Annotated in this window: 22 protein-coding genes; 16 read left to right on the forward strand and 6 right to left on the reverse strand. The window is 62.2% G+C overall.

Features of this window, described 5'->3' with window-relative positions:
- Window positions 1-99 precede the first annotated feature (99 nt).
- The 3 genes from Q0X18_RS06890 to Q0X18_RS06900 form a co-directional block, all read right to left on the reverse strand.
- Complete coding sequence (locus tag Q0X18_RS06890) at window positions 100-1182, reverse strand: ABC transporter permease (RefSeq protein ID WP_297560210.1); 1083 nt, start codon at window positions 1180-1182, stop codon at window positions 100-102.
- A gap of 4 nt (window positions 1183-1186) precedes the next feature.
- Window positions 1187-2155 (reverse strand): ABC transporter permease, encoded by a 969-nt coding sequence (locus Q0X18_RS06895; RefSeq protein WP_297560212.1) that lies wholly within the window; start codon window positions 2153-2155, stop codon window positions 1187-1189.
- 75 nt (window positions 2156-2230) lie between these two features.
- On the reverse strand, window positions 2231-3967 hold the full coding sequence (locus tag Q0X18_RS06900; protein WP_297560215.1) for an ABC transporter substrate-binding protein: 1737 nt from the start codon (window positions 3965-3967) through the stop codon (window positions 2231-2233).
- A gap of 109 nt (window positions 3968-4076) precedes the next feature.
- Here Q0X18_RS06900 and Q0X18_RS06905 point away from each other — a divergent pair, with 109 nt between their 5' ends.
- From Q0X18_RS06905 to Q0X18_RS06920, 4 genes are all read left to right on the forward strand, one after another.
- Complete coding sequence (locus Q0X18_RS06905) at window positions 4077-4805, forward strand: GntR family transcriptional regulator (RefSeq protein ID WP_297560218.1); 729 nt, start codon at window positions 4077-4079, stop codon at window positions 4803-4805.
- Window positions 4806-5000: 195 nt separating this feature from the next.
- On the forward strand, window positions 5001-5570 hold the full coding sequence (locus tag Q0X18_RS06910; RefSeq protein ID WP_297560221.1) for a hypothetical protein: 570 nt from the start codon (window positions 5001-5003) through the stop codon (window positions 5568-5570).
- On the forward strand, window positions 5567-6481 hold the full coding sequence (locus Q0X18_RS06915; RefSeq protein WP_297560223.1) for an LptA/OstA family protein: 915 nt from the start codon (window positions 5567-5569) through the stop codon (window positions 6479-6481). Before Q0X18_RS06910 ends, Q0X18_RS06915 begins: the two co-directional genes overlap by 4 nt.
- An 8-nt stretch (window positions 6482-6489) precedes the next feature.
- Entirely contained in the window at window positions 6490-7479 is a 990-nt protein-coding gene (locus Q0X18_RS06920) for a DUF5666 domain-containing protein (RefSeq protein WP_297560225.1), read from the forward strand.
- Here Q0X18_RS06920 and Q0X18_RS06925 read toward each other — a convergent pair.
- Both Q0X18_RS06925 and Q0X18_RS06930 read right to left on the reverse strand, forming a co-directional pair.
- Complete coding sequence (locus Q0X18_RS06925; protein ID WP_297560228.1) at window positions 7467-9029, reverse strand: ABC transporter ATP-binding protein; 1563 nt, start codon at window positions 9027-9029, stop codon at window positions 7467-7469. The genes Q0X18_RS06920 and Q0X18_RS06925 overlap by 13 nt on opposite strands.
- An 88-nt stretch (window positions 9030-9117) precedes the next feature.
- The gene (locus Q0X18_RS06930; protein WP_297560231.1) at window positions 9118-10251 is read right to left on the reverse strand and encodes a BMP family protein; all 1134 of its coding nucleotides are present in this window, start codon (window positions 10249-10251) and stop codon (window positions 9118-9120) included.
- Window positions 10252-10434: 183 nt separating this feature from the next.
- On the opposite strand from Q0X18_RS06930, the gene ligA reads away from it, so the two are divergent.
- The gene (ligA, locus tag Q0X18_RS06935) at window positions 10435-12435 is read left to right on the forward strand and encodes an NAD-dependent DNA ligase LigA (RefSeq protein WP_297560233.1); all 2001 of its coding nucleotides are present in this window, start codon (window positions 10435-10437) and stop codon (window positions 12433-12435) included.
- A 14-nt stretch (window positions 12436-12449) separates the two neighbouring features.
- On the opposite strand, the gene hpaR is transcribed toward ligA, so the two are convergent.
- A complete protein-coding gene (hpaR, locus tag Q0X18_RS06940) occupies window positions 12450-12929 on the reverse strand; it encodes a homoprotocatechuate degradation operon regulator HpaR (RefSeq protein WP_297560236.1) in 480 nt (159 codons plus the stop codon).
- A 117-nt stretch (window positions 12930-13046) separates the two neighbouring features.
- On the opposite strand from hpaR, the gene hpaI reads away from it, so the two are divergent.
- The 11 genes from hpaI (at window position 13047) to Q0X18_RS06995 (ending at window position 25780) form a co-directional block, all read left to right on the forward strand.
- Window positions 13047-13988, forward strand: coding sequence for a 2,4-dihydroxyhept-2-ene-1,7-dioic acid aldolase (hpaI, locus tag Q0X18_RS06945; protein WP_297560239.1), 942 nt, complete (start codon window positions 13047-13049; stop codon window positions 13986-13988).
- 23 nt (window positions 13989-14011) lie between these two features.
- On the forward strand, window positions 14012-14806 hold the full coding sequence (locus tag Q0X18_RS06950; RefSeq protein WP_297560241.1) for a fumarylacetoacetate hydrolase family protein: 795 nt from the start codon (window positions 14012-14014) through the stop codon (window positions 14804-14806).
- On the forward strand, window positions 14803-16320 hold the full coding sequence (hpaE, locus tag Q0X18_RS06955; RefSeq protein WP_297560243.1) for a 5-carboxymethyl-2-hydroxymuconate semialdehyde dehydrogenase: 1518 nt from the start codon (window positions 14803-14805) through the stop codon (window positions 16318-16320). Before Q0X18_RS06950 ends, hpaE begins: the two co-directional genes overlap by 4 nt.
- An 11-nt stretch (window positions 16321-16331) precedes the next feature.
- A complete protein-coding gene (gene hpaB / locus Q0X18_RS06960; RefSeq protein WP_297560245.1) occupies window positions 16332-17789 on the forward strand; it encodes a 4-hydroxyphenylacetate 3-monooxygenase, oxygenase component in 1458 nt (485 codons plus the stop codon).
- 39 nt (window positions 17790-17828) lie between these two features.
- Window positions 17829-18281, forward strand: coding sequence for a 4-hydroxyphenylacetate 3-monooxygenase reductase subunit (hpaC, locus tag Q0X18_RS06965; protein ID WP_297563033.1), 453 nt, complete (start codon window positions 17829-17831; stop codon window positions 18279-18281).
- Window positions 18282-18293: 12 nt separating this feature from the next.
- Entirely contained in the window at window positions 18294-19265 is a 972-nt protein-coding gene (gene hpaD, locus Q0X18_RS06970; protein ID WP_297560248.1) for a 3,4-dihydroxyphenylacetate 2,3-dioxygenase, read from the forward strand.
- Window positions 19266-19421: 156 nt separating this feature from the next.
- Window positions 19422-20999 (forward strand): 3-hydroxyacyl-CoA dehydrogenase NAD-binding domain-containing protein, encoded by a 1578-nt coding sequence (locus Q0X18_RS06975; RefSeq protein WP_297560250.1) that lies wholly within the window; start codon window positions 19422-19424, stop codon window positions 20997-20999.
- Window positions 20996-22189: an ABC transporter substrate-binding protein gene (locus Q0X18_RS06980; RefSeq protein WP_297560252.1), complete on the forward strand. Its 1194-nt coding sequence runs from the start codon at window positions 20996-20998 to the stop codon at window positions 22187-22189. Before Q0X18_RS06975 ends, Q0X18_RS06980 begins: the two co-directional genes overlap by 4 nt.
- A gap of 59 nt (window positions 22190-22248) precedes the next feature.
- Window positions 22249-23280, forward strand: coding sequence for a branched-chain amino acid ABC transporter permease (locus Q0X18_RS06985; protein ID WP_297560254.1), 1032 nt, complete (start codon window positions 22249-22251; stop codon window positions 23278-23280).
- On the forward strand, window positions 23280-25052 hold the full coding sequence (locus Q0X18_RS06990) for an ATP-binding cassette domain-containing protein (RefSeq protein ID WP_297560256.1): 1773 nt from the start codon (window positions 23280-23282) through the stop codon (window positions 25050-25052). The genes Q0X18_RS06985 and Q0X18_RS06990 overlap by 1 nt, the downstream gene beginning before the upstream one ends.
- Window positions 25049-25780, forward strand: a complete 732-nt coding sequence (locus Q0X18_RS06995; RefSeq protein ID WP_297560258.1) for an ABC transporter ATP-binding protein — start codon at window positions 25049-25051, stop codon at window positions 25778-25780. Before Q0X18_RS06990 ends, Q0X18_RS06995 begins: the two co-directional genes overlap by 4 nt.
- Window position 25781 lies beyond the last annotated feature (1 nt).

Below are 25781 nucleotides of genomic sequence, written 5' to 3' on the forward strand. Positions count from 1 at the left end.
TTCAAGCGGAAATGGTATAAGGGGTGAAAAAGGTCGGCTTGAAGCACACCCCAGCACGACCTGCCCCAAAGTCTTCCACCTTTCAAACTTCGTTCTTTTCTAGTCACTCGAGCGCACATCCGCGGCGTCCCGCAGCGCGTCGCCGAAAAAGTTGTAGGCCAGCACCGAGATAAATATCAGGATGCCGGGGGTTAGCAGCCAGGGATACAGGCTCAGCGACTGGAAGTTTTGCGCGTCCTTCAAGAGCAGGCCCCAGCTAGCCATGGGTTCCTTAATGCCCAGCCCCAAAAACGACAGCGCCGACTCGCCGATGATGTAACCGGGCAGGGCCAGGGTTGCGGTCACGATCAGGTAGCTGCTCAGGTTGGGCACGATGTGCCGCAGAATGATGCGCAGGTTGGACGCCCCCTGGGCCACCGCGGCGGTCACGTAGTCCACCTCGCGCAGGGCCAGCACCTGCCCCCGCACCACCCTTGCCAGCCCCGCCCAGCCGATAAACGAGAGCACCGCAATAATCCCCAGATACACGTAGGTGCTGGGCCAACTGGCCGGAATCACCGTGGAGAGAGTCATCAGGATGGGCAGCCGGGGAATCGAGAGCAGCACCTCGGTGATGCGCTGGATGAGGGTATCCACCCAGCCACCAAAGTAGCCCGAGATGCCCCCCAACAAAATCCCGATGACAAAGGAGATCAGCACCCCGACCACCCCCACCGTGAGCGAGACCTGCGACCCTACCAGGATGCGCGAGAAGAGGCAGCGGCCAAACTGGTCGGTGCCCAGAGGGAAAAAGTACCCCTCGCGCTCGGCCACCCCAAACAGGTGCCAGTTGGTTTTGAACCCCAAAAAGCGGTAGGGCTCGCCCTGGGCGATCAAAAAGCGGATGGGGGTGGGCCGGGTGCGGTCTTCCCTGTAGGTGCTGATGAAGGTAACCGGGTCGCGCTCGCGCTTGAGCTGGTACACGTAGGGCCGCACGGGCCGGCCATCGCGGAAGAAGTAGACCCGCTGGGGGGGTTGGTAGATGGCATCGGGGTGTTGCACGGTCAGGTTGTTGGGGGCCAGGAAGCCGGCCAGGAAGGCCACCAGGTACAGCACCAGCAGAACTACGCCGCTGATGACCCCCGGCTTGGAGCGCAAAAAGCGCCGCCAGGCCAGGTAGAGGGGGTTATTGCGCTTGTCCATGGGCCTACTCGTAACGGATGCGGGGGTCTACCCGGGCCAGCAACACGTCGGCCAGCAGGTTGCCCACCATCAGCAGTACCGCCGAAAGCATCAAGAGGGCCATCACCACGTACTGGTCTTTGTTTAAGAGGGAGTCGTACAGGAAGGGCCCAATGGTGGGCAGACTCAGCACGATGGAGGCGATGATGGTGCTCGAGATCAGGGTGGGGAGCTGTAATCCGGCCAGGCTGATGAGCGGGTTAATGGCGTTTCGCACCGCGTGCTTCCAGAGCACCACCCGCTCGGCCAGCCCCTTGGCGCGGGCGGTGCGGATATAGTCCTGCGAGAGCACGTCCAGCAGGTTGGCCCGCATCTGCCGCATGATGGTCGCGGTGCCGTCCAGGCCAATCACAATCAGGGGAATCCAGAGGTGGGCCAGCATGTCCTGGAACTTAGCCCAGCTCCAGGGCGCATCAATGTACTGTGGGCTGAAAAGGCCCCCCACGGCAGTTCCACCGCTTTGCAGCACCAGGAAGATGAGCAGAAGGGCCACCAGAAAGTCCGGCGTAGCCAGCCCAAAGTAGCCCACAAAGTTGAGTGCTGTGGATGTGGGGCCGTAGCGGTTGAGGGCGGTGTAGATGCCGAGGGGAATGGCAATCACCCAGGTAGCCAAGATGGTCAGAGCGGCCAGGAAAACCGTCCAGCCCATGCGCTCCCAGATTAGCTCCGAGACGGGGCGGCTGTTGAGGAAGGAGTAGCCAAAATCTCCGCGTACGATACCCCCCAGCCAGTGGAGGTACTGCACCCAGACCGGCTGGTCGAGCAGGTACTGCCGCCGGATGTTCTCTACGGTCTCGTGGCTAACGCGGGGGTCTTCCAGCAGGTTCTCCAGGAAGCCCCCTGGCTGGAGCTGGATGACGGCAAACACCAGTACTGAGATCAGCAGCAGGGTGGGGATGGCCACCAGAATGCGGCGCAGAAGATAGCTGCCCATTCTTTCCTCCAAGCAACGTGTGGAACTCCCTGCCGGTTTCCGGTTATGGCCACCCCCAGGGTAAGCTGCTGACCCTTACCGCTGGAACATCAGTGGCATGGGGTTGAAGCCAGGGATCACGCCCAGGCTGTAGATGTAGTTGCCGTAGCGGTTGGAGACTGCCCCTACCGCATACTCTTTGGCAATCATAATGACCTGGGCTTCACGGGCCACGATGGCCTGCCAGCGGTCGTAGAGGGCTTTGCGCTGGGTGAAGTTGGTGGTGCTGGCCGCCCGCTCCCACAGGTCGTAGATTTCACGTTCCCAGGGCAGGAAGTTGTTGAACTGGGGCTGGCCGGTGGGGGTGGTGGGTTGGGTGGCCTGGTGCCAGTAGTACAGGGCCCCGCCCGGCTTCCAGATGGGGGTGCGCAGCTCGGGGTCGGGCTGGTCGCCCAGAGCCAGCAGGATGGCCTCCCAATCGGCGCCCCGGCCTGTACCCAGCAGGTTGGCGGCCAGGATGCCTTGCAGGTTGACCTTGACCCCTACCCGCTGGAAGTCGCTTTGCAGGATGGTGGCGATGGCGGTAAAGACTGCGGAGTTGGAGCCATAGGTGAGGGTGAACTCGAGCGGCCTTCCACTGGGCAGGCGCCGGATGCCGTTCGGGCCCCGTTGCAGTCCCAGCCGATCCAGAGCGGCGTTGGCCGCATTCAGGTCAAACCGGCCTTGCAGACGGGCCACTTCCGGGTAGTACCACTCGGAAAGCGGGGCCACCCCATAGCTGGCTCGTTCGGCCAGACCGTTGTACACATCCTCGATGATGCGCTCACGGTTGACGGCGAACTGTAGCGCACGACGGAAGTCGCTGTTTTTGAACAGGTTTGCCAGCTCGGCGTTCTTGGCATTGTAGTTGAAGCCGATGTGCGGCGGCGAGCCAAACAGCGCGCGAAACTGCACTACCCGGAACGGGGCCCCCTGGGTTTCGCGCCGTTTGAGGTCGGGGAACTCGGCCCCGGTGATGTTGATCTGACCGATGTTACCCGCTAAAAACTGGGCCACCCGCGCCTGGGAGTCGGTGATGATCAGGTACTGCAACTGATCGAGGTAAGGCAGGGGGTTGCCAGCGGCATCGCGCTTCCAGTAGTTGGGGTTCTTGACCAGGGTAACCTGCTGCCCGGCAGTGTAGCTGCGCAGGCGGAAGGGGCCGGTGCCCACCACTTCCTCGGGGTTGACGTTGGTGGGCCAGGCCGTGTTGATTTCGGCGCGGGACTTGCCCCCTTCCTGGCTGAAGGGTAACAGCTTGTGCTTGGGCATGATGGGCAGGCGCATGTAGTGAATAAAAGCAGGTGCCGGTTTGGGCAGGGTAAAGCGCACCCGGAAATCGCCCAGCTTTTCAATTTTCACGCCCTCAAAGTTGGCCGCGTCGCCGCCACGGGCCTCGGGGTTGGCCACAATCTGGGTGTAGGTAAAAACCACATCGTCGGCGGTGAAGGGGCGGCCATCGTGCCAGCGCACATCCCGGCGCAGGTCGAAGGTGTAAACCCGGCTATTGGTGATAGTCCACCGCGTGGCCAGGGCCGGTTCGATCTGGTAATTGGCCAGGTTGTACTCGATCAGGCCGTCGAACATCTGGTTGGCCAGGTTCTGGATGGCCGAATCGATTGCTCCGTAGTAAAAAAACGTCTGCGGGGCGCTGGCCAGCGACAAGGTGAGGCTCCCCCCAGCTTTGCCAGTTGTCACACCCAAACTGGTATAGGCCGGCAGTACCTTGGGCTGAGCAAAGCCCAGACCCGAAATCAGCAAAACCACAGCTATAAGCCAAAAACGTCTTTTCATCTTAACTCCTCCATCTGGTGCCTTAGCCCCTGGGCCCCACACGCATTGGTTCGGCTGAAGTATACGTCAGACGTTATTGGTATTCAAGTGGTATAATATCTGGCAATCTATGGAATCCAAGCTGGATCCTCACTCCACCACCCCGCTTTATTTGCAACTCGAGGCCCTCTTGCGGGAAGCCCTGGCCTCCAACACCTGGAAAGCCGGCGAAGCCCTGCCCCCTGAGCGAACCCTGGCAGAGCAGTTCGGGGTCTCGAGGCTCACACTCCGCAAGGCCCTCGAGCGCCTCGAGGCGCAGGGCCTGGTACAGCGCCGTCAGGGGTCGGGCACCTATGTGGCTCCCCGCCTCGAGCAGCCCCTCTCGGCGCTAACCAGCTTCAGCGAGGACATGCGGGCCCGTGGCCTCGAGCCCAGCACGCGCTGGCTCAAGCGGGGGTTGTTCACCGCCTCCCCCGAGGAGGTGCTGGCCCTATCGCTCTCACCTGGCGAGAAAGTGGCCCGGCTCGAGCGCGTGCGCAGCGCCCAGGGTGAACCAATGGCTGTCGAACGGGCAGCTTTGCCGGCCCACCTGCTCCCCCACCCCGAGCAGGTCAAAGAATCCCTGTACGCCTATCTGGAAAGCAAAGGCTTACGGCCGGTTCGGGCTCTACAACGCCTGCGCTCGGTTGCTGCCAGCCGCCAGGAAGCCGAGCTTTTGGGTCTTCGGGCAGGCGAGCCGGTACTGTACATCGAGCGGCTTAGCTACCTGGCCGATGGCAGCGTGCTGGAATTTACCCGCAGCCACTACCGGGGCGATCGCTACGATTTTGTAGCCGAGTTACGCAGCAATGCTGGCTAATAAGTGGATCAACTGTTGTGAAACATCGGGGCTGCTGTCCAGGTGCCCCATGGGAAACTTCGCCCCCTGGCCCATCAATGCAAGCCGCGTATATGCACTTCCCATGAGCCAGGATGAGGAAAAATCGGTGGTAGCGCACTCGGTGTTTAGCCCAAAGTTCACGCTTCTAAGCTACCTTGCTTCTAACCTCGAGCTGTGGTTCGAACCGCACTCGTCGCTCTAGTGGCCATTGTTGTACTTTCGGTTTTTTTAGTCACCCGTCCCACGCCAAGTCCGGCCACGCCCAATCGGGGGGTGAGGCTCGAGGACGTCCACCTGACCCTCTACCCAGAGCAAGACCCCAAGGCCCGTTGGGAGTTTGCTGCAATTCAGGTCGAACAAGACCCCAGTACACGAGAAGCCAGAGTTATCGGCCTGCAATCAGGCGAGCGCTATGTGGAAGGTCAGTTAGACCTGCGGCTCTTCGCTCCCGAAGTAGTCATCGATCGCGTCGATAACCTTCGGCTTCCCTACGCCAGAGTGGAAATTCTTAAGGGCTGCTACACGGTCAACCTTGGCAAGCCCGGTGAAATGCCGGTTACCATAGACCAGCGCGAGGGGTTCCGGGCCCCCAGCGTTCACATTACCGCGCCCAGTTTGGAGGTGCAGGGCAAGGATTTCAGAAGCGATTTTGGTATCGAGAATCCCAGCTGGCGGGATCCCATCGAGAAATTTATCTCTGGCGGAGAACAGCCGCCCTGTCCCATCGAAGGTGGTAGCTCATGAAACGTTTAGCATGGCTTTTTCTTCTTCTGGCACTGGTTGTACTGGCCCAAGGCAAAGAGCAGCGCATCATCACCATCGAGGCACCCGGTGGGCAGCGTTCGGGCAACTTGCGCAATGGCCCCTGGGTCTACGAAGCAGGTAAGCCTGGCGGGGTTATTGGTAAAGTTAAGGACTTGGAAATCAATGCAACCCGTGCAACCTTAGAAGCACCCCAGGGCAAAACCATGCAGGAAGCCGAAGGCGAGCGGGTGGCCTCTTTCGAGGGCAGCGTAGTGGTCAAGCGCGACCGAATGACCGCTACCGGCCCCAGGCTGATTTACCGCGAGTCCAGTGGACGTGGCACCCTCGAGGGCAATGCCCGCATGCGCCAGGAACCCAAAGATAAAAATAGCGATCCAGTAGAGGTGTTGGCTCCACGTATGACTTTTGAGGTCGACACCAACATCTCTACCAGCGAAGGTGGCGTCACTCTAAAGAATGGCCGCCAAGAAGGGCGCTCCGATGCGGTCTATTACGAGGAAGATAGAGGGCTGGCGGTTTTCAGCGACGCCAAGGAGGTTGTGCTGCTGCGCAAGCGCGAGGGCAAGGGCGATCTGGTAATCCGCGCTAAGGAAGTACGTAGTCTGACCGACGAAAAGCGTTTGCTGGCAACCGGCGGGGTAACCCTGGTGGACGGTGACATTACCACTACCGGGGCCAGCCTGATCTACAACGACAATACCGGTGAGGCCACCATCGTGGCAGGCAGGGTAGGAAATCAAAACGTGCCTGCCCGGAGCGTGAACGCCAAGGAGCGGGCCACTTTGTCGGGCAACTCGCTGCTGCACAACGTTAATCGTTCGCAGGTGCGGGTGCTGGCCCAGGCACCCCGGCTACCGGTCAGCGATTTTCGCAAATTGAGTGAGCAATAATAAGCGCCATGCGCTGGTTTTGGTTGCTTCTGGGGCTGTTGCTGGTAGCCATAGCCCAGCAGGAGCCCGAGCCCTCGTTTCAGACCACTGCCGAGATCGAGCGGCGGGGCAAGAAAATTGTGGTGGTCAAAACCGGGCCGGATAATCCCCCGGCCATCATCGAGCTGCGCGACCTGTATGGCGGGGTTATCACAGCATTGGACGCCGAAAAGAAGTCCCTTCGCCTGGGCGCGCGAGAATTTACCACTGATACACTGACCCGTTTCTGGCTCGAGGGTAAACCGGTACAGTTTACCGACTTGAAGGTGGGCCAGCAGGTTCGACTCGAGGCTGCCGAGCAGAACGATGGCAGCCTCAGGGCCTTTGACGTGCAGATTGGCGGTAAGCCCGAAGGCCCCTCCCTTAGCCGTTCGCTTTTTGCCGATCCACCCCCCTATCGTGTCCAGATTACCTTTGGTGAGGATGCCAGGGCCTTCGGGGCCATTGCCCGAGTGGAGCAAATCCGCGAAGTGAACGATTTTGTGTTCATGACCGGGGGCACTGCTAGGTACATCGAGGAAGAGGATCGCCTCGAGCTTGAGCTCAAACCAGCACCGAGGGCGGTTGAAGTTCAGCAAGGCAAGAGCAAGGCCTGGGGCAGCCGCCTCGACTACGATAATCAGAGCGGCGACGCGCGAGTAACGGGGCCTATCGAGCTCGAGCGTACCGGAGAAAAGCCCTTGCAGGGCAGCGCCCAACGCATGATCTATAACGTAGACGACGAAATTCTGCGCCTATTCGGCGAGATTAAGCTGGTGCAGGATGGCCGCACCTCCACAGCAGAAAGCGCGGTGGTACGTGAGAAAGATCGTATCGCCTACCTGTACGGTAGGAAGGACAAGCCGGTACGCAGCCAGAATAAGGATGGCTTCGTGCAGGGCACCAAAGTTCTGTACCACCTTGATAGCGGCGATGTGGTGGTGCTAGAGGGGGTGCAGGGGGAGTTTCAGGAACCTTGAGCGGCGCTAAGGGTGATGCCTGCCATCAAAAGCCCTAATTTTTCTTCTGTAGCTTCAGTGGGCTTAAGTTCACCCATGATGCGCCCTTCGAACATCACCAAAATGCGGTCGGAAAGCGAGCGCACCTCGTTGAGGTCGGCGGAGACCAGTAGAACGGCCATACCCGCATCCCTGGCTTTTACAATGTTCTCGTGAATAAACTCAATGGCCCCAATGTCCACCCCGCGGGTAGGTTGAGCAGCAACCAACACCTTGGGCTTTCGGCTTAGCTCTCGCCCCACGATAATTTTCTGCGCATTACCCCCCGAGTAGCGACGGGCCGCCAACTCGGTACTGCGGGGCCGGACATCGTAGGTCTCGACCACCTCCTGTGCATGGGCTTCCATTTGATCCGCATTCAGAAAACCCAGAAAACCTGCGTAGGGCGGTCGGTAATGGTCACCCAGAATCAGGTTCTCGCGGGTGGTGAAGTCCAGCACCAGCCCTCTGGCGTTGCGGTCTTCGGGGATATGCGAGACCCCCCATTCGCGTACTGTGCGGGCACTGGGCTTGAGGGCCTGGCCGTGGTACAGGATGGTTCCCTCGAAGGGTCGAAGTCCAGTAATAGCCTCTACTAGCTCGGTCTGGCCGTTGCCCTCAACGCCCGCAATGCCCACAATCTCACCCGCCCGCACCTGAAATGACACCCCGTTAAGCCGGTGTTTTTTGTCTTTTCCGGGGATTCGTAGGTCGCTGACCTCCAGCACAGCCTCGGCAGGCTTAGCCTCCGACTTGTCTACCGAAAGAATAACCTCGCGACCTACCATCATACGGGCCAGCTCGTTTACGCTGGTTTCGGGTGTATTCACAGTACCCACCACCCTCCCGTCGCGAATGACCGTCACACGGTGGGAGAGCTTGATGACCTCGGCAAGCTTGTGGCTGATAAAAATTACCGCATTGCCTTGCTCCACGTAGCGGTGCAGGAAGTCGAACAGTTCATCGGCCTCCTGCGGGGTTAGTACGGCGGTTGGCTCGTCCAGAATAAGAATTTTGGCCTTGCGGTAAAGCGCCTTGAGGATCTCTACCCGTTGCTGCAAGCCCACTGGCAGCTCCTCTACCGGCGTATCTAGCGGCAGATCGAACTCGAGGTCCCTCATCAAAGCCTCGACCTCGGCCCGGGCCTGAGCCAGGTTGAGCTGTCCCCCCTGCGTGGGCTCAGAACCCAGAATCACATTCTCCAGCACTGTAAAGGGGTCTACCAGCATAAAGTGCTGGTGCACCATCCCGATCCCCTGGGCAATGGCATCGCCCGGCTCGGTAATGTTTACCTTCTGGCCGTTGATCCATATCTCACCCTGGTCGGGCTTGACCAGACCATACACAATTTTCATCAGGGTAGACTTCCCCGCCCCGTTCTCCCCTACCACTGCCAACACCTCACCCCAGCGAACATCGAGGGAAATACGGTCATTTGCTAACACCAGGGGATAGCGTTTGGTGATGTTCTTGAGCTCGAGAGCCACCGCACCCTTTGCGGAGGTCTTAGAGTCGGAAACAGAAATATCCATGCTCACAATCATACAAGCTATAACCCCAACACCTCGAGCAAAATAGCGCCCAAAGGAAAACCCCTGGGCGCTTGTAGAAAAGCAGAGCTTAACGCTTATCGGGCACCTTGATGGCGCCGGAGATGATCTGGCTGCGCAAAACCGCCAGTCGGTTGATAACGGCCTGCGGGATCAGGGCCTTATTGTACTCGTCGAGGGCAAAGCCCACACCGTTGTTGTTCAGGCCAAACTCGCGCACCCCACCCTTGAAGGTGCCATCCTTGACCGACTTGATGACATCGTAGGTAGCAACATCTACGCGCTTGAGCATGGAGGTGAGCACGTGGTTGAGGGTGTTGGGGTTGTTGTCAGTGTCACCCAGGTAGTTTTGGTTGGCATCCACGCCAATCATGAACATGGGGCGGGTGGTCGCTGCCGGGCAGGACTGGTTGTAAGCGGCATAGCGCGGCACATTAGAACCGTTATTGGAGATAAAGCGCACGCCCGAGGGCAGCTCGTTTTGCTTCAAGCACTTCTGCTGCTTGACATAGTCCAGCACGCCCAGGCCCGATGCACCAGCAGCGGCATAGATGATGTCGGCGCCCTGTTTAGCCTGTGCGGTGGCAATTTCCTTGGCTTTACCGGGATCGTTCCAGGCAGCAGGGGTGTTACCCACGTAGTTGATGAGCACGCGGGGGTTGGAGATGCCCCGCTCACGCATACCTGCAATCGCCCCGGCCCGGTAGCCCTGCTCAAACTTGTGAATCAGAGGGATGTCCATGCCCCCCACAAAGCCCACAACACCAGTGTTGGTCATGCGGCCTGCAATGTAGCCAACCAGGTAGCTGCCCTCGTGCTCCCGGAAAACCAGGCCCACTGCATTGGGGCACTTGCCCTCGCAAGGCACCGAGTCAATTACAGCAAACTTAACGTCTTTGAACTCCTGGGCATTCTTGGTAATTGAGGGTTCGTTGGCAAAGCCCACACCCACAATTAGGTCAAAACCTTCCTCCGCAAAGCGGCGGATACCCTGGCCCACCTGACCGGGGTCGCCGGGCTCAAAGTCGAAGACCTTTACGCCAAGCTCCTTGGCTGCCCGTTGGGCCCCTTCGAACGTGGACTGGTTGAAGCTGCGGTCGTTCTTACCACCTGCATCGAAAGCCATGCCCACGCGAATCTCCTGGGCCAGGCCCAGGCCTAGCGCGGTCGCTACGGCAACACCGAGCACTACGAGTTTCTTCATGTGATTCGCCTCCATTTCACTTGTGCGCACCACAAGTGCTTAACTGGCTGTTAGCCTCAGGCATTATAGAGCACAAGACATGAGGCTTGAAAGGGGCTTGACAAAAGGATGAAGCATCCTTAAGGCCAACCGAGCAGGCGAAAAGTGGTTTGCAGTCGACCCCTTAGCTGTTAGCATCTTGGCATGTCTACACCCAAGCAGCGAATCGCGGAATTGCGGGAGCTGATTCGTTACCACAATTACCGTTACTACGTGCTGGACAAACCCGAGATTTCCGATGCCGAGTACGACCGATTGATGCGCGAGCTAAAAGAGCTGGAGGAGGCCCATCCCGAACTCGTTACCCCCGATTCGCCCACACAAACCGTGGGAAGCGCCATCCTCGAGACCCCCTTCACCCCTGTACCCCACCCCACCCGCATGTACTCGCTGGGGAATGCCTTTTCCAAAACCGATATCGCCGACTTCGAGGCCAGCATCAACCGCTTCCTAGGCCGTGAAGAGTCGCATGAATATGTGCTCGAGTACAAGATTGATGGGCTGTCAGTCAACCTCATCTACGAAGATGGGGTGTTTCGCCAGGGGCTCACCCGTGGTGACGGACAGACTGGCGAGGACGTAACACCAAATCTGCTGGCGATTCCCGACATCCCCAGGCGGCTACCGAAACCCCTCGACCTCGAGGTGCGGGGGGAGATTTACCTACCCATCCAGACTTTTTTAGAGTTGAACGCGCAGCTCGAGGAGGAAGGAGAGCCACCCTTCAAAAACCCACGCAATGCCGCAGCGGGCAGCCTGCGACAAAAAGACCCCAGAATCAGTGCCAGCCGGGGGTTGCGGGGTTTGTTTTACGGTCTGGGAAAACCGGAAAACCTGGGGGTAAAAACCCAGCTGGAGTTACTACAAAAGCTGGGCCAGCTTGGTTTCTCAGTAGAGCCGCATTACCGGGTTGTGCAGGGGGTGGAAGGCATCGAGCAAGGTTATCAGGCCATGCTGGCAGAGCGCAGAACCCTGCCATTTGAAGCCGATGGTGTGACGGTCAAACTTAATAATCTGTCCCTATGGAACGAACTAGGCTACACCGCAAAAACCCCTCGCTTTGCCATTGCCTACAAGTTCCCCGCCGAAGAGAAGACGACACGTGTGCTGCAGGTGATCTTTCAGGTAGGGCGCACCGGCCGGATCACGCCGGTGGCCGAGCTCGAGCCGGTCTCCCTGGACGGATCTACCGTGAGCAGGGTCACCCTGCACAACGAAAGTTACGTGCAGGAGTTGGGCCTGCGCATCGGGGATACCGTGCTGGTGCACAAGTCGGGCGGGGTGATTCCCGAGGTGTTGCGGGTGGTCACCGAGGCCCCCAGGGGTGATGCACCTGTAGAGTGGCCCAGCCACTGCCCCGAGTGTGGTACAGCCCTCGAGCTATCGGGCAAAATTCACCTCTGCCCCAACCCCCTATGCCCGGCTAAAGCCTTTGAGTCCATCCGGCATTTTGCCAGCCGTAGGGCCATGGATATCCAGGGCCTGGGCGAGAAGCTGATTGAGCAACTCCTGGAAGCCGGTCTGGTGCGGGATGCTGCCGACCTGTACAACCTAAAAAAGGAGGACATCGCCAGACTCGAGCGCATGGGGGACAAAAGTGCCCAAAACCTTATCGAGCAGATAGAGGCCAGCAAAAGCCGGGGCTTGGAGCGATTGCTCTTTGCCTTGGGCATTCCACAGGTGGGCGAGGCCACAGCCCGTGCCCTGGCCAAGCGTTTTGGGCACCTCGACAATATCCTCAAGGCCACAGTAGAAGACCTGGATGCTGTGCCGGACATTGCCGAGACCACCGCCCAGGCCATCCACCAGGCCCTAGCCAGGCCACAGATGCGCCGCTTCATCGAGCGCCTGCGGGCCGCGGGTGTAGTGTTCGAGGCCAGGGAAAAGCAGCAAAGCCACGCCCTCGAGGGCCTCACTTTCGTGCTAACCGGCGAGCTGTCCTTACCCAGAGAAGAAGTGGCGCGGCGGCTCGAGGCCCACGGGGGCAAAATTTCGGGCTCTGTAAGCAAGAAAACCAGCTACGTGGTGGCCGGGCCGGGTGCAGGCTCCAAGCTAACGAAAGCCAAGGAGCTAGGCGTCCCCATTCTGGACGAGGTCGGGCTTAAGGCGTTACTGGAACAAAAGGTGGGAACAGGCGTGCTTTAGTCCAGTTCACGGCGCTATGTTGTGTCTTTGCCCTCGAGCAATCCAGCTTCCAGCTCCTCGAGCAGGGCGTAGAGCTGTTCCAGCTTGCCCTTACCCAGAATGCGCTCAATCTCGGCGTAAACCCCCACCACCTCGGGCTTGATCTCTTCCACCAGGGCCTGCGCGGTCTCGGTCAGGCGCACCCGAATGCTGCGGCCATCGGCCTGGTTGGCATAGCGGCGCACCAGGCCCCGCTGTTCCATGCGCCGCAAGATGCCGGTCATGCTGGGCAAAAGAATCCGGCACTGCTCGGCCAGCAGGGATATCTCCAGCCCTTCGTGCCCATCCAGCGCCCGCAAAATACGCCACTGTTGCTCGGTGAGGCCATGCCGGCTGAGTACGGTGCGGAACCGCTGCACCACCGCCTCGCGGGTGCGTAACAGGGCCATAGGCAGCGAGTGGGTAAGGTCGCGCAGCAGCCGATTGGAGGGGTCTTTGGGTGCGGGAAGCGACATATCTTTACTCGGGACAATTGTACCTTGGGTTTCAAAGTACAATTGTGGTTTTACTTAATATATTAACTAACTCAGACGCTTTTTATAGCCTGGCTCACATATCAGTAAAGGAGCGCAATGGTCGAGTTCAAAGGCAGCATCGTACCCCTGGTGACACCGTTCAAGAACGGTGCAATAGACGAAGCCGCGCTCGAGCGGCTCATCGAGCGGCAGATCGAAGCGGGCTCCCACGCCCTGAGCGTGGGCGGCACCACCGGCGAGCCGGGCACCCTCAGCGTAGAGGAGCGCAAGTACCTGATCGAGCTGGCCCTGCGGTTTATACGGGGGCGTGTGCCCCTGCTGGCTGGAACCGGAACCCTGCGGCTCGACGAAACCCTGGAGATCACCCAGGCGGCCTACAAGATGGGGGCGCAGGGGGCGCTGGTCATCACGCCTTACTACATCAAGCCCAACCAGGAGGGGCTCTACCGGTTTTTCGGCCAGGTGGCCCAGGCCGTGCCGGAGATGCCCATCGTGCTCTACAACATTCCAGGCCGGGCCGGGGTCGAGATTAAGGTCGAGACGGTGGCCCGCCTGCGGCGGGACTTCAAGAACGTGGTGGGCCTCAAGCACTCCTCCAAGGACGTGGAGTACGTCTCGGAGCTGCTTCGCAGGGTGGGGCGGGACTTTAACGTGTACTGCGGCCTCGAGGCCCTCACCTTCCCCATGATGTGCGTGGGGGCGGTGGGCACCATCGCCGCCACGGCCAACTGGCTGCCCAAGGAGACCGCCCGGATGTGCCAGCTCACCCTGGACGGCCGGTTTAAGGAGGCGCTCGAGCTGCACTACTACGGCCTCGAGGCCAACGACGCGGTCTTCTGGGACACCAACCCCATCCCCCTCAAAACCGTGCTGTCCTGGATGGGCCTGTGCGAAAAGGAGTGGCGCGAACCCCTGGGCCCCACCACCCCCGAGGTCGAGGCCCGGCTGCGCCGCATGGCCGAGTCGTATGGCCTGATCGCCTCGGAGCAAAAAGGCCGTGAAGTGCTGCCCGATCCATCGGGCAAGCAGTACGTGTGAGCCTACTGTTGCTGTGGTGATTCATGAAACGCGCACGCTTTATCTCCAAAGGCCGCACCCTGGAAGGGTATCTCCAGGACGGGATGCTGCTCGACCACGCCGGTGAGGCCCACCACCCCGATGCGGTGCAGTGGTTGCTCCCGGTTGAGCCCGGCAAGGTGATCGCCCTGGCCCTGAACTTTGCCGAACACGCCGACGAGTTTGGCCTCAAGCGCCCTAGCGAGCCGGCTTTGTTCTGGAAGCCCAACACCAGCCTGCTGCCCCACAAGGGCACGGTCATCTACCCCCAGGGGGCCCGGTTCATGCACTTCGAGTGCGAGCTGGCGGTGATTATGGGACGCCACGCCCGCCGGGTCAAGGCCAAAGACGCCCTGGACTACGTGGGGGGCTATACCATCGCCAACGACCTGGTGGTGCGCGACTACGTGACCAACACCTTCCGCCCGCCCATCCGGGGCAAGGGCTGGGACACCTTCGGCCCGCTGGGGCCCTTCTACGTCACCGCCGACGAAATTCCCGACCCCCACAACCTGCGCATGCGGGCCTATGTCAACAACGAGCTGCGCCAGGAGGCCACCACCCAGGGCATGATTTTCTCTATACCGGAGATTATCGAGTTCATCAGCCGCTTCATGACCCTGGAGCCGGGCGACGTGCTGCTCACCGGCACGCCCAAGGGCATCTCCCAGGTGCACCCCGGCGACCTCATGCGCATGGAGATTGAAGGGCTGGGGGCGCTGGAAAACCCCATCGAGTGGGAGACCGAGGAGGCCGAGCCGATTATTTCGCAGGAAGGGGACAGGTCGGTGGTGCTATGAAGGTATCGGAAAAAACCCAGGCCATCCGCCCTGAGTTTATCGCGCAGGTGCGGAACAAAATTGCCACCCACACCGTAACGCACTTCATCAACGGGGTTTTTGTGCCGGGGGTGCGGGGCGAGCTGTTCGAAAGCCTCGAGCCCTCCAACAACCAGGTGCTGGCCTACGCCTATAAGGGCCACGCCGAGGACGTGGACAAGGCCGCCAAAGCCGCCAAGGCGGCGTTTCCCCGGTGGAAACAGAGCGCCAAAACCCGCAAGAAATACCTGCTCAAGATTGCCGAGGTGCTGGAGAAGCACGGCGACGAGCTGGCGGTGATGGAGTGCCTGGACGCCGGGCAGGCCCTGCGGATTGTGCGGGCCCAGGTGGCGCGGGCCGCCGAGAACTTTAGCTTTTACGCCGAGTACGCCGAGCGGGCCATGGACGGGCGCAGCTACCCGGTGGACGGCGAGTGGCTCAACTACAGCATCCGCGTACCGGTCGGGGTTTGCGGCATCATCACCCCCTGGAACGCCCCCATGATGCTCTCCACCTGGCGCATTGCCCCGGCCCTGGCTTTCGGCAACACGGTGGTCTTGAAGCCCGCCGAGTGGTCGCCCCTGACCGCCTGGAAGCTGGCGGAAATCATGCAGGAAGCCGACCTGCCGCCGGGGGTCTTCAATGTGGTACAGGGCTTCGGCGAGGAGGCCGGCGACGCGGTGGTGCGCCACCCAGACATCCCCCTAATCGCCTTCACCGGGGAGACCACCACCGGCAGCCTCATCACCCGCAACAGCGCGGAGCACCTCAAGCGGCTCTCCCTCGAGCTCGGCGGAAAATCCCCCGCCATCATCTTCGAGGACGCCGACCTCGAGCGGGCCCTGGACGCTACCGTCTTCCAGATTTACAGCTTCAACGGCGAGCGCTGCACCGCCAACTCGCGGGCGCTGGTGCAGGAAAGCATCTTCGAAGAGTTCGTGCAACGGGTGGCCGAACGGGCCGCCCGGATTAAGGTGGGGCACCCCCTCGAGCCCGACACCGAGGTGGGCCCCCTGATCCACCCCGAGCACCTGCAGCGCGTGCTGGGCTACGTGGAAATTGGCAAGCAGGAGTCCCAGCACATCTTCGGCGGTGAGCGGGTGGGCACCGAGGGCAACTATGTGCGACCCGGCCTGTTTGTGGCCGAAAACCACCACCGCATCGCCCAGGAGGAGATTTTTGGCCCCATCCTGACCGTCATCCCCTTCAAGGACGAGGCCGACGCCCTGCAAAAGGCCAACGACTCCAAGTACGGCCTGGCCTCCTACGTCTGGACGCGGGACGTGGCCCAGGCGCACCGCCTGGCCCTGCACCTGGAGGCCGGTATGACCTGGATCAACTCGCACAACGTGCGGCACCTGCCCACCCCCTTTGGCGGGGTCAAGATGAGCGGCACCCACCGCGAGGGCGGCGAGCACAGCCTGGAGTTCTACACCGAGCTGAAGCACATCGCCCTGCCGCTCACCGAGCACGCAATTCCGAAGTTTGGGAAGTGAAGGAGGCACCCATGGCACGCAGCGGCAAGGAGTATCTACAAGCCCTCAGAGAGAACCCGCCCAACCTCTGGTACAAGGGCCAGAAGGTTGAAGACCCCACCACCCACCCGGTCTTCAAGGGCATCACCCACGCCCTGGCCGAGCTGTACGACATGCAGCACGACCCGCGCTACCGCGACATCCTGACCTATGAAGAGGGCGGTAAGCGCTACGCCATGAGCCTGCTACCGGCCCGAACCAGGGAAGACCTGGCCCGGCGCAGCGCGGCCTACAAGCTCTGGGCCGATGTCAACCTGGGCATGATGGGGCGCTGCCCGGACTACCTGAATGCGGTGCTGATGGCTTTCGAGCAGAGCGCCGAGTTTTTTGGGGCCTATGCCGACAACGTGCGCCGCTACGTGCAGTACGTGCGCGAAAACGACCTCGCCACCACCCACTGCCTTACCAACCCCCAGGTCAACCGGGCCAAGAGCAACCTCGAGCAGCCCGACCCCTACATCCCTTTGGGGGTGGTGAGCGAAAACGAAAAAGGCATCGTGGTGCGGGGGGCCCGCATGCTCTCCACCCTGCCCACCGCCGATGAGCTGCTGGTCTTCCCTTCCACCCTGCTCAAGGAAGGGCCGGGGGCCGACAAGTACGCGGTGGCTTTTGCCATCCCCACCAACACCCCAGGGCTGCACTTCATCAGCCGCGAAAGCATGGCCGTGGGGGACTCGAGCTTCGACTACCCCCTCGGCAGCCGGCTGGAGGAGATGGACTGCCTCACGGTCTTCGACGATGTGTTTGTGCCGTGGGAGCGGGTCTTCATCTACAAAGACCTGCAGCGCTGCAACACCGCCTACGCCGAGACCGGGGCCCTGATGCACATGGCCCATCAGGTGGTGGTGCTCAAAAACGCCAAAACCGAGGCCTTTTTGGGGCTGGTTTCCCTGATAGGTGAGGCCATCGGGGCCGACACCTTCCCCCACGTGCAGGAAAAAATCGCCGAGATTATCGTGTATCTGGAGGCCATGAAGGGTTTCTGGGCCCGGGCCGAGCGGGACGCCCGAGCCAACAAATACGGCCTGGTCTGCCCCGATCGGGGGGCCCTGGATGGGGCGCGCAACCTGTATCCCCGGCTTTATCCCCGCATCAACGAGATCGTCCAGCAGATAGCAGCCTCGGGCCTGATCACCCTACCCTCCGAACACGATTTCAACTCCCCCCTGGCCCCTTACCTGGAAAAGTTCCTGCAATCGGCCACCCTGCCGGCCAGAGAGCGCGTGCAGCTCTTCCGCCTGGCCTGGGACATGACCACCAGCGGCTTTGGCGCGCGCCAGACCCTCTACGAGCGCTTCTTCTTCGGCGACCCGGTGCGCATGTACCAGACCCTCTACGCGGTCTACGACAAAGAGCCCTTCAAAGAGCGCATCCGGCAGTATCTGGGCTGGAAAACCCAGGCCCAGCCGGAGGTGGTCGCGGGCGACTAAGGCCGCCCCCTTTCAGCTATGGAAACCACCCAACCCACCCTGCAAGACCAGCTCCGCCAGGTCATGCGCTACTGGCCCAGTGGGGTCACGGTGATTGCCGCCCGCTTTGAGGGGGAGGCTCGAGGCATGACCGCCAGCAGCTTTACCAGCGTGAGCCTGGAGCCGCCCCTCATCCTGGTCTGCATCAACCAGACGGCCCAGCTCTGGCCCGTTCTGGAGCGCGCGGGGCAGTTTTCCGTGAACCTCCTGCCCGAGGGGCACGAACACATCTCCGACCACTTTGCCGGGCGCCCCATCGAGGGCTACGAACCCCTCACCGCCGAAGACCCCCCGGCCCTCGAGGGGGCTCTGGCTACGCTCTTCTGCCGAACCTGGGCGGTCTATCCGGGGGGAACTCACAAGATTGTGGTGGGGCAGGTGGAACGCGTGACACTGGGCAGCGGGGCCCGGCCCTTGCTGTACTGGAACCGGGGCTACCGGCAACTGCCCTGAAGCGAGGTGACTATGACCCAGACTCCCAACATCATCCGCATCGGCCACGGGGTGTTCTACGTGACCGATCTGGAGCGTTCGCGCCACTTCTACGTAGATTTACTTGGCCTGAACGTGCTGCACGAAAGCCAGAGCGCTCTGTACCTGCGCGGTACCGAGGACCGCGAGTGGACCCTCAAGCTCGAGCTGGCCCCCGAACCCGGCGTCAAGCATCTGGGCTACCGGGTGGCCGGCGAACTGGATTTGCAACTCCTGGCCGAGCTGGCCCAGGCCCTGGGCCTCCCCCACCGCTGGGAGAGCGAGCAGGATCGGCCCAGAATGCTGCGCCTGCAAGACCCCTTTGGGGTTCCGGTGGCCTTCTATGCCGAAAGCCAGAAGTACCCCTGGCTCCTGCAACGCTACGACCTGCACAAAGGCCCCGGCATCCAGCGCATTGACCACATCAACGTGATGACGCCGCAGGTGGAGGCCATGACCCGCTGGTACATGGATAAGCTGGCCTTCCGCCTCTCGGAGTACACCGAGGGCGACGACGGCCGAATCTGGGCGGCCTGGATTCACCGCAAGGGCAACGTACACGACCTGGCCCTCACCAACGGCACCGGCCCCCGGCTGCACCACTTCGCCTACTGGATGCCCGACGCCATGAGCATCATCCGGGCCTGCGACATTCTGGCCGGGGCCCGAGAAACCGAGGCCATCGAGCGCGGGCCGGGACGCCACGGCGTCTCCAACGCCTTCTTCCTGTACCTGCGCGACCCCGACGGCCACCGCATCGAGCTGTATACCTCCGACTACAGCACGGTAGACCCCGATTTCGAGCCCATCCGCTGGAGCCTGAACGACCCCCGCCGCCAGACCCTGTGGGGGGCCAAAACCCCCAAGAGCTGGTTCCTTGAGGGCTCGCTTTTAGAGGCCTTCGAGGGGGGTTGGGTGCAGCCGCAGGAGTCGGAGTTACAGGGGCTACCGCAGCACGTCATCTGAAGAGGCCCACCCTCGCCCAACCGGCTGACCTGAAATAGCCCAAATGGTGGAACTCAGGCCCGATTCAACGTTCTTGACAGCAAGAAAGCCTGCGTTTAGACTGACGCCCAACACAAAGGTAAACAAACAAGTGTTTGTTTGGTAAAGGGAGGCTTGGTGAAGGAAACTGTGGCGATTCTGGGGGCAGGTACGATGGGCCGGGGCATCGCCGAGGTAGCGGCTTTGGCCGGCCACGCTGTCTGGCTCTACGACCCCCTCGTTGCCGCCCTCGAGCGCGCCCTGGCCGAAATTCGCACCGACCTGCAAAAGCTGGCCGAGAAAGGCAGCCTGGTAGGTACGGTGGACGAGGTTCTGGCCCGCATACAGCCCACCCAGTCGCTGGAGGACTGCGCGAAGGCCGCCTGGGTTATCGAAGCAGCGCCGGAGCAGCTCGAACTCAAGCAAGAGCTGCTGGGCAAACTGGGCGAACTCAACCCCAACAACACCCTGGCCAGCAACACCTCGACCTTTTCCATCTCGGCCATCGCCGCCAGGGTCAAGCACCCCGAGCGGGTGCTGGGGCTGCATTTCTTCAACCCCGCCCAGCGCATGAAGCTGGTGGAGGTGGTGGGGGGGCTACAGACCGCTCCGACACTGCTGGAGCGCGCGCTGGAGCTGATGCAAAGCTGGGGCAAGGAGCCCGTACAGGTGGTGGATGCCCCCGGCTTCCTGGTGAACCGGGTGGCCCGGCCCTTTTACGGCGAGGCCCTGAGGCTGCACGGCGAGGGTATCGCTAAAGAGCACATAGACTGGATTCTGCGCGGCCTGGGCTTCCCCATGGGGCCCTTCGAGCTAATGGACTTAATCGGGCTCGATGTCAACTATGCCGCCTCCACCTCGGTCTATCAGGCTTTCTACGGCGAACCCCGCTACCGGCCCCACCCTTTGCAGTACCAGCGGGTGGCCGCGGGCATGCTGGGCCGTAAAACCGGCCAGGGCTGGTACACCTACCCCCCCGGCCCGCCCAAGCCGCCCGCCCCGCCCCCGGTGCAAACCCAGGACACCCCCCTTCCCCTGATTGTGGGGCCCAACCCGCTGGCCCAGGAGCTTCGGGCCCGCTTCCGACACACCGAAAATGCCGCTGAGGCGCGGTTTGTGCTGGACTGCCGGGTCAAGCTCGAGCGCAAACACGACTTTTTCGAGAATCTGCCGGTGGTCTCGCTGGTCTGGGGACACTCGGCCAGCAGCGTGCAGGCCGAGTTCCGGGGGCGCCCGGTGGCAGGTTTCAGCCTGGTGCCGCCCATCGGGGAACAGGCCATCGTTGAACTCTTTGCGCCCCTGAGCGGAGCCAACCAGGCCCTCGAGCTGGCCCAAACCTACTTCCGCGCCCACGGACACCACACCCTACTTCTGCCCGACCAGCCCGGCGGGGTAGGATTCCGCATCCTGGCCCTGCTCATCAACGAGGCCGTCTCGGCCCTGGCCGAAGGGGTGGCCAGCCCCGCCGACCTGAACCGCGCCATGCGGCTGGGCACGGGCTACCCGCTGGGGCCCCTGGAGTGGGCCGAGCGGCTCTGGCTTAAGCCGGTGCTGCGGGCCCTGGAAGGGCTCCAGGCTGAGCTGGGCGAGGATCGCTACCGTCCACACCCCTTGCTGCGCCGGATGGTGGCCGCAGGTCTGGAAACTTTCGGAAATCTATCCTTGGCCCCACATGCCAAGGGAGATTTGCAAACCCGCGAGGAGGAGGCAGTATGAAGCGAGTTTTGGTAGGACTACTGGCCCTTGGACTGGGGCTGGGCTTAGCCCAGCAAGCCCCCCTGAAGATTGGGGTGGTGGTCTCGGCCACCGGCCCCGCCGCCAGCCTGGGCATCCCCGAGCGTAACACCCTGGTGCTCCTGGAAGAGCAGGTCAACCGCCGGGGCGGGGTGGCAGGCCGTCCGGTGCAGTTCGTGATTATTGACGACGCCTCGGACACCACCCAGGCAGTGCGGGCTGTCCGGCGGCTGATCCAGGAAGAGCAGGTGTTGGCCATTATTGGCACCACAACCACCCCGGCCAGCCTGGGCATGATTGACCCCGTGGCCGAGGCCGGTGTGCCCAAAATTTCCCTGGCGGCCAACCTCGAGATCGTCTTCCCGGTGGATGAAAAGCGGCGCTGGGTGTTCAAAACCCCCCAGACCGAGCAGCAGATGAGCCAGCCCATCGTGCGGGACATGGCCGCTTCCGGGGTCAAGACCGCAGCCTACATCGGCTTTAACGACGCCTACGGCGAGGGCTGGGCCCGGGCCTTCGAGGCAGCAGCCCGCGAGGCCGGCATCCAGGTGGTGGCCTCCGAGCGCTTCGCCCGCACCGACACCTCGGTGGCCGGTCAGGTGCTGCGCATCCTGTCCCGCAACCCCGATGCAGTTCTGATCGGCGGCTCGGGCACCGCGCCGGTGCTGCCCCAGCGCACCCTGCGCGAGCGCGGCTACCGGGGCCTCATCTACCAGACCCACGGCGTGGCCAACCCCGACTTCCTGCGGGTGGGCGGCGATGTGGTGGTAGGTACCCGCCTGCCCGCCGGCCCGGTGCTGGTCTTCGATCAGCTCCCCCCCAACTTCCCCAACCGGCAGGTAGCCACCAGCTATGTGCAGCAATACGAAGCCCGCTTCGGCATCGGCAGCTACTCCACCTTTGGCGGCCACGCCTACGATGCCTGGGCCATTTTGCGCCCGGCCCTCGAGCGCGCCCTGCGCCGCGAGCAGACCACCAACCTAGCCGCCTTCCGGCGGGTGCTGCGCGACGAGCTCGAGGCCACCCGCAACGTGGTGGGTACCCACGGTATCTTCAACATGTCCCCCACCGACCACCTGGGCCTGCGCTTCAACGAGGCCGCGGTGATGGTCGAGGTCGTTAAGACGCCTGCCGGCAAGCTAGACTGGAAGCTTCTGCGCACCTTCAGGTAATGGGCCTGGGGGTGGGGAGGATTTCGATACCTCCCCACCCCCTCCCCCGCTCTTTTCTTATGGATTGGACCATCCTATCTTTCCTCACCGCCGACGCACTGCAAAACGGCACCATCTACGCGCTGCTGGCGCTCTCGCTGGTGCTGGTTTTTGCGGTAACAAGGGTCATCCTTGTGCCGTTGGGCGAGTTTTTGGTCTATGCCCCACTCACCTATGTGTGGTTTTTGCCTGCCGAGGTGAGCGGGCTTAACCTGCAGGGCCAGATCCCTGGAACAGCCTGGCTGGCGGCAGCCATGCTGCTCTGGTGGGCCATTTTAGATCGTACAAATCTCAGACGTGCCGGTTTGTTGGCTTTGATTGCGCTGGGGGTGTTGGGTCTGGCCTGGTGGGGGGCCCAGGGGGTACCGCTGTGGCTGGGCTGGTTGCTGGCAATCCTGGTGGTGCTGCCCATTGGCCCGGCCTCCTATCGGCTGTTTTTTGAGCCGGCCAAGAACGCCAGCGTGCTTACCTATCTGATTATTGCGGTGGGCCTGCACTTTGCCTTTATGGGCCTGGGGCTGGTGTTTTTTGGCCCCGAGCAGTTCCGCCTGCCCGCCATCCTGGGGGGGCAGACCACCATTGGGCTGGTGCCGGTGAACAACCAGGCCTTCCTGGTCTACGGCTTCGCGCTTCTGGCCATGGTGGGCCTGTTTCTGTTTTTCACTAAAAGCATCTACGGCAAAGCCCTGCGGGCCTGTGCGGTCAACCGCTACGGAGCCCGGCTCCTGGGCATCAGCCCCAGCCAGGCTGGCTATGTTTCGTTTGGCATTGCCACCCTCATCGCCTGTGTGAGCGGGATGCTGCTGGCCCCCCTTATCTCCCCGGCCTACTTCCAGGGTTTCTTGCTGGGGCTCAAGGGCTTTGTGGCCGGAATTCTGGGCGGCCTTATCAGCTATCCGCTGGCGGTGGTGGGGGCCCTGCTGGTGGGGGCCATGGAGTCCTGGGCCTCGTTTCAGGCCAGCGCCTATAAGGACGCCATCGTGTTCGCTCTGCTGCTGCCCATCCTCTTGTGGCGCAGCCTGCAAAGCCACGAGCTGGGGGAGGAGGACTGATGCGGCTTCAGCTATCCCCCATCACCCTGGTGGCCGTGGGGCTGCTGCTGTTGCTGCCGCTCTTGCTACCCCCATCCTCGTTTTATCTGACGGTGGGCAACTACATCGCCTTTGGCGCCCTGGTTACGCTGGGGCTGTACCTGCTCACCGGCCTATCGGGCATGACCAGTTTCGGCCAGGCGGCCTTCATGGGGCTGGCCGCTTACACCAGCGCCCTCCTGACCATCGGTCAGGGCTTGAGCCCCTGGCTGACCCTGCCGCTGGGGGTGCTGGCTGCAGTGGTGGGCGCGGTGGTGCTGGGCGGCATCACCGCCCGGCTCAAGGGCCACTACCTGCCCCTTTCCACCATCGCCTGGTGTATGGCCCTGTACATCGTGATGGGGAGCTGGATCGGCCTCACTGGCGGGCACACAGGCCTGCGCGGGGTTCCATCAATTTCAGTGTTGGACTGGAGCCTGAACGACAGCAGAAGCTACTTTTACCTGGCCTGGCTTTTTGTGCTGCTGGGCGCCTGGACAGCCTGGAACCTGACCAACAGCCGCGTTGGGCGGGCCATGCGGGCTTCCAAAGGAGATGCCGTGGCAGCGGCCAGCTTTGGGGTAAACCCGGCGGTGCTCAAGTTGCAGGTCTTCGTACTCTCGGCCATCTACGCCGGCGTGGCCGGCTGGCTCTACGTGCACTATCAGAAGTTTATCAACCCCACGCCCTTCAGCCTGGACGCCTCCATTAAGTACCTGATTGCGGCGGTGGCCGGGGGCGTGGGCAGCATTCCGGGGGTCATTCTGGGCTCGGGGTTGGTGACGGGCCTCGAGGAGGTGCTTAAGGGCCTGCTGCCGCGCATTTTCGGCCGCACCGGCAACTACGAGATCATCGCCTATGGCCTGATTCTGGTGCTCATTCTGATGTTCGCCCCCAAGGGGCTGTGGCCCTTCCTCGAGCGCTACCTACCCAAAGCCCGCCCGCAAAACCCCACTGGCAGCGGCCTGCCGGGCCGGCTGGCTGCGGGCAAGCCCGGTGAGGTGGTGCTCGAGGTTGAAAATCTGAGCAAAAGCTTTGGCGGTCTGCTGGCGGTCAACGGCATCAGCTTCCAGCTTCGGCGGGGCGAGATTCTGGCCCTGATCGGCCCCAACGGGGCGGGCAAGTCCACCTGCTTCAACATGATTACCTCGGTCTATGCGCCCAGCAAAGGCACAGTGCGCTTCAAAGGCCAGCCCATCGCAGGCCGGATGCCCTACGAGGTGCACCGGCTGGGCATTGCCCGTACCTTTCAGCACCCCCACCTCTTCCCCGAGATGACCGTGCTGGAAAACGCCGCCCTGGGCACCTACGCCCGCACCCAGCGGGGCCTGCTGGCCTCCATGCTGGGGCTCAACCGGGCCGAGGAGGCGGCGGCCCTGGCCGAGGCCTACCGGGCGCTGGAGCGGGTGGGTCTGGCCCATCTGGCCCACCAGAAAGCCGATGGGCTGGCCATCGGTCAGCTCAGGCTGCTGGAGATTGCCCGCGCCCTGGCCTCGGGGCCCGAGGTACTGCTCCTGGACGAGCCGGCGGCAGGGTTACGGGCAGGGGAAAAGCGCCAGTTTGCCGCCCTGATTCGCAAGCTGGTGAACGAAGGAGTAACGGTGCTTCTGGTAGACCACGACATGGATCTGGTGATGGGGCTGGTAGACCGGGTGGTGGTGATGCATTATGGGGAAAAGCTGGCCGAAGGCACCCCCGCCGAAGTACAGCGCAATCCCAGGGTGATCGAGGCCTACCTGGGGGAGGCCGCATGAGCGTGCTGGAAGTGCAAAACCTCACCGTGCGCTACGGGGCCGTGGAGGCCGTGCGCAACCTGTCCCTCACCGTAGGGACGGGCGAGGCCATCACCCTCATCGGCCCCAACGGGGCCGGCAAGAGCAGCACCCTCAAGGGGATTGTGGGGCTGGTAAGCGCCAGCGGCACGGTGCGCTACCAGGGGCAGGCCCAGGGCCAGCGCAGCCCGGAAGCCCTGGCCGCCCAGGGCCTGGTGATGGTGCCCGAGAAGCGGGAACTCTTCGCCTCGATGGAGGTAGAGGACAACCTGCTGCTGGGGGCCTTTACCCGCTTCCAGCGCCGCGAGAAAGGCATCCGGGAAGACCTCGAGCGCGTCTATACCCTCTTCCCCCGCCTGCGTGAGCGCCGCAAGCAACTGGCCGGCACTATGTCCGGGGGTGAGCAGCAGATGCTGGCGATTGGGCGGGCCCTGATGGCCCGCCCCAAGCTGCTGCTGCTCGACGAGCCCAGCCTGGGGCTGGCCCCCCTGATTGTGCAGGAGATTTTTCACATCCTGGGCGAACTCAAAGCCCAGGGCACCCCCATCCTGGTAGTGGAGCAGAACGCCCGCATGGCCCTCAAGCTGGCCGACCGGGGGTACGTGCTCGAGGCTGGCGAGCTGGTGATGGAAGGCCGCGGCCAGGACCTGCTGCACGACCCGCGGGTCATCGAGTCGTACCTGGGCATCCGCACCAAGACCGAAGCCTGAC

Origin of the sequence: Meiothermus sp., assembly GCF_026004075.1 — a bacterium.
In the GTDB taxonomy this organism is placed as follows: Bacteria; Deinococcota; Deinococci; order Deinococcales; family Thermaceae; genus Meiothermus.

Bases quoted from the DNA above. Each gene is read 5' to 3' on its own strand.
- Q0X18_RS06990 (WP_297560256.1), top strand. From the start codon at position 23,280: ATGCGGCTTCAGCTATCCCCCATCACCCTGGTGGCCGTGGGGCTGCTG.
- Q0X18_RS06930 (WP_297560231.1), bottom strand. From the start codon at position 10,251: ATGAAGAAACTCGTAGTGCTCGGTGTTGCCGTAGCGACCGCGCTAGGC.
- Q0X18_RS06925 (WP_297560228.1), bottom strand. From the start codon at position 9,029: ATGGATATTTCTGTTTCCGACTCTAAGACCTCCGCAAAGGGTGCGGTG.
- Q0X18_RS06900 (WP_297560215.1), bottom strand. From the start codon at position 3,967: ATGAAAAGACGTTTTTGGCTTATAGCTGTGGTTTTGCTGATTTCGGGT.
- hpaI (WP_297560239.1), top strand. From the start codon at position 13,047: ATGGTCGAGTTCAAAGGCAGCATCGTACCCCTGGTGACACCGTTCAAG.
- Q0X18_RS06920 (WP_297560225.1), top strand. From the start codon at position 6,490: ATGCGCTGGTTTTGGTTGCTTCTGGGGCTGTTGCTGGTAGCCATAGCC.
- hpaE (WP_297560243.1), top strand. From the start codon at position 14,803: ATGAAGGTATCGGAAAAAACCCAGGCCATCCGCCCTGAGTTTATCGCG.
- Q0X18_RS06915 (WP_297560223.1), top strand. From the start codon at position 5,567: ATGAAACGTTTAGCATGGCTTTTTCTTCTTCTGGCACTGGTTGTACTG.
- ligA (WP_297560233.1), top strand. From the start codon at position 10,435: ATGTCTACACCCAAGCAGCGAATCGCGGAATTGCGGGAGCTGATTCGT.
- Q0X18_RS06890 (WP_297560210.1), bottom strand. From the start codon at position 1,182: ATGGACAAGCGCAATAACCCCCTCTACCTGGCCTGGCGGCGCTTTTTG.
- Q0X18_RS06895 (WP_297560212.1), bottom strand. From the start codon at position 2,155: ATGGGCAGCTATCTTCTGCGCCGCATTCTGGTGGCCATCCCCACCCTG.
- Q0X18_RS06980 (WP_297560252.1), top strand. From the start codon at position 20,996: ATGAAGCGAGTTTTGGTAGGACTACTGGCCCTTGGACTGGGGCTGGGC.
- hpaR (WP_297560236.1), bottom strand. From the start codon at position 12,929: ATGTCGCTTCCCGCACCCAAAGACCCCTCCAATCGGCTGCTGCGCGAC.
- Q0X18_RS06985 (WP_297560254.1), top strand. From the start codon at position 22,249: ATGGATTGGACCATCCTATCTTTCCTCACCGCCGACGCACTGCAAAAC.
- Q0X18_RS06905 (WP_297560218.1), top strand. From the start codon at position 4,077: ATGGAATCCAAGCTGGATCCTCACTCCACCACCCCGCTTTATTTGCAA.
- hpaD (WP_297560248.1), top strand. From the start codon at position 18,294: ATGACCCAGACTCCCAACATCATCCGCATCGGCCACGGGGTGTTCTAC.
- Q0X18_RS06995 (WP_297560258.1), top strand. From the start codon at position 25,049: ATGAGCGTGCTGGAAGTGCAAAACCTCACCGTGCGCTACGGGGCCGTG.
- Q0X18_RS06950 (WP_297560241.1), top strand. From the start codon at position 14,012: ATGAAACGCGCACGCTTTATCTCCAAAGGCCGCACCCTGGAAGGGTAT.
- hpaB (WP_297560245.1), top strand. From the start codon at position 16,332: ATGGCACGCAGCGGCAAGGAGTATCTACAAGCCCTCAGAGAGAACCCG.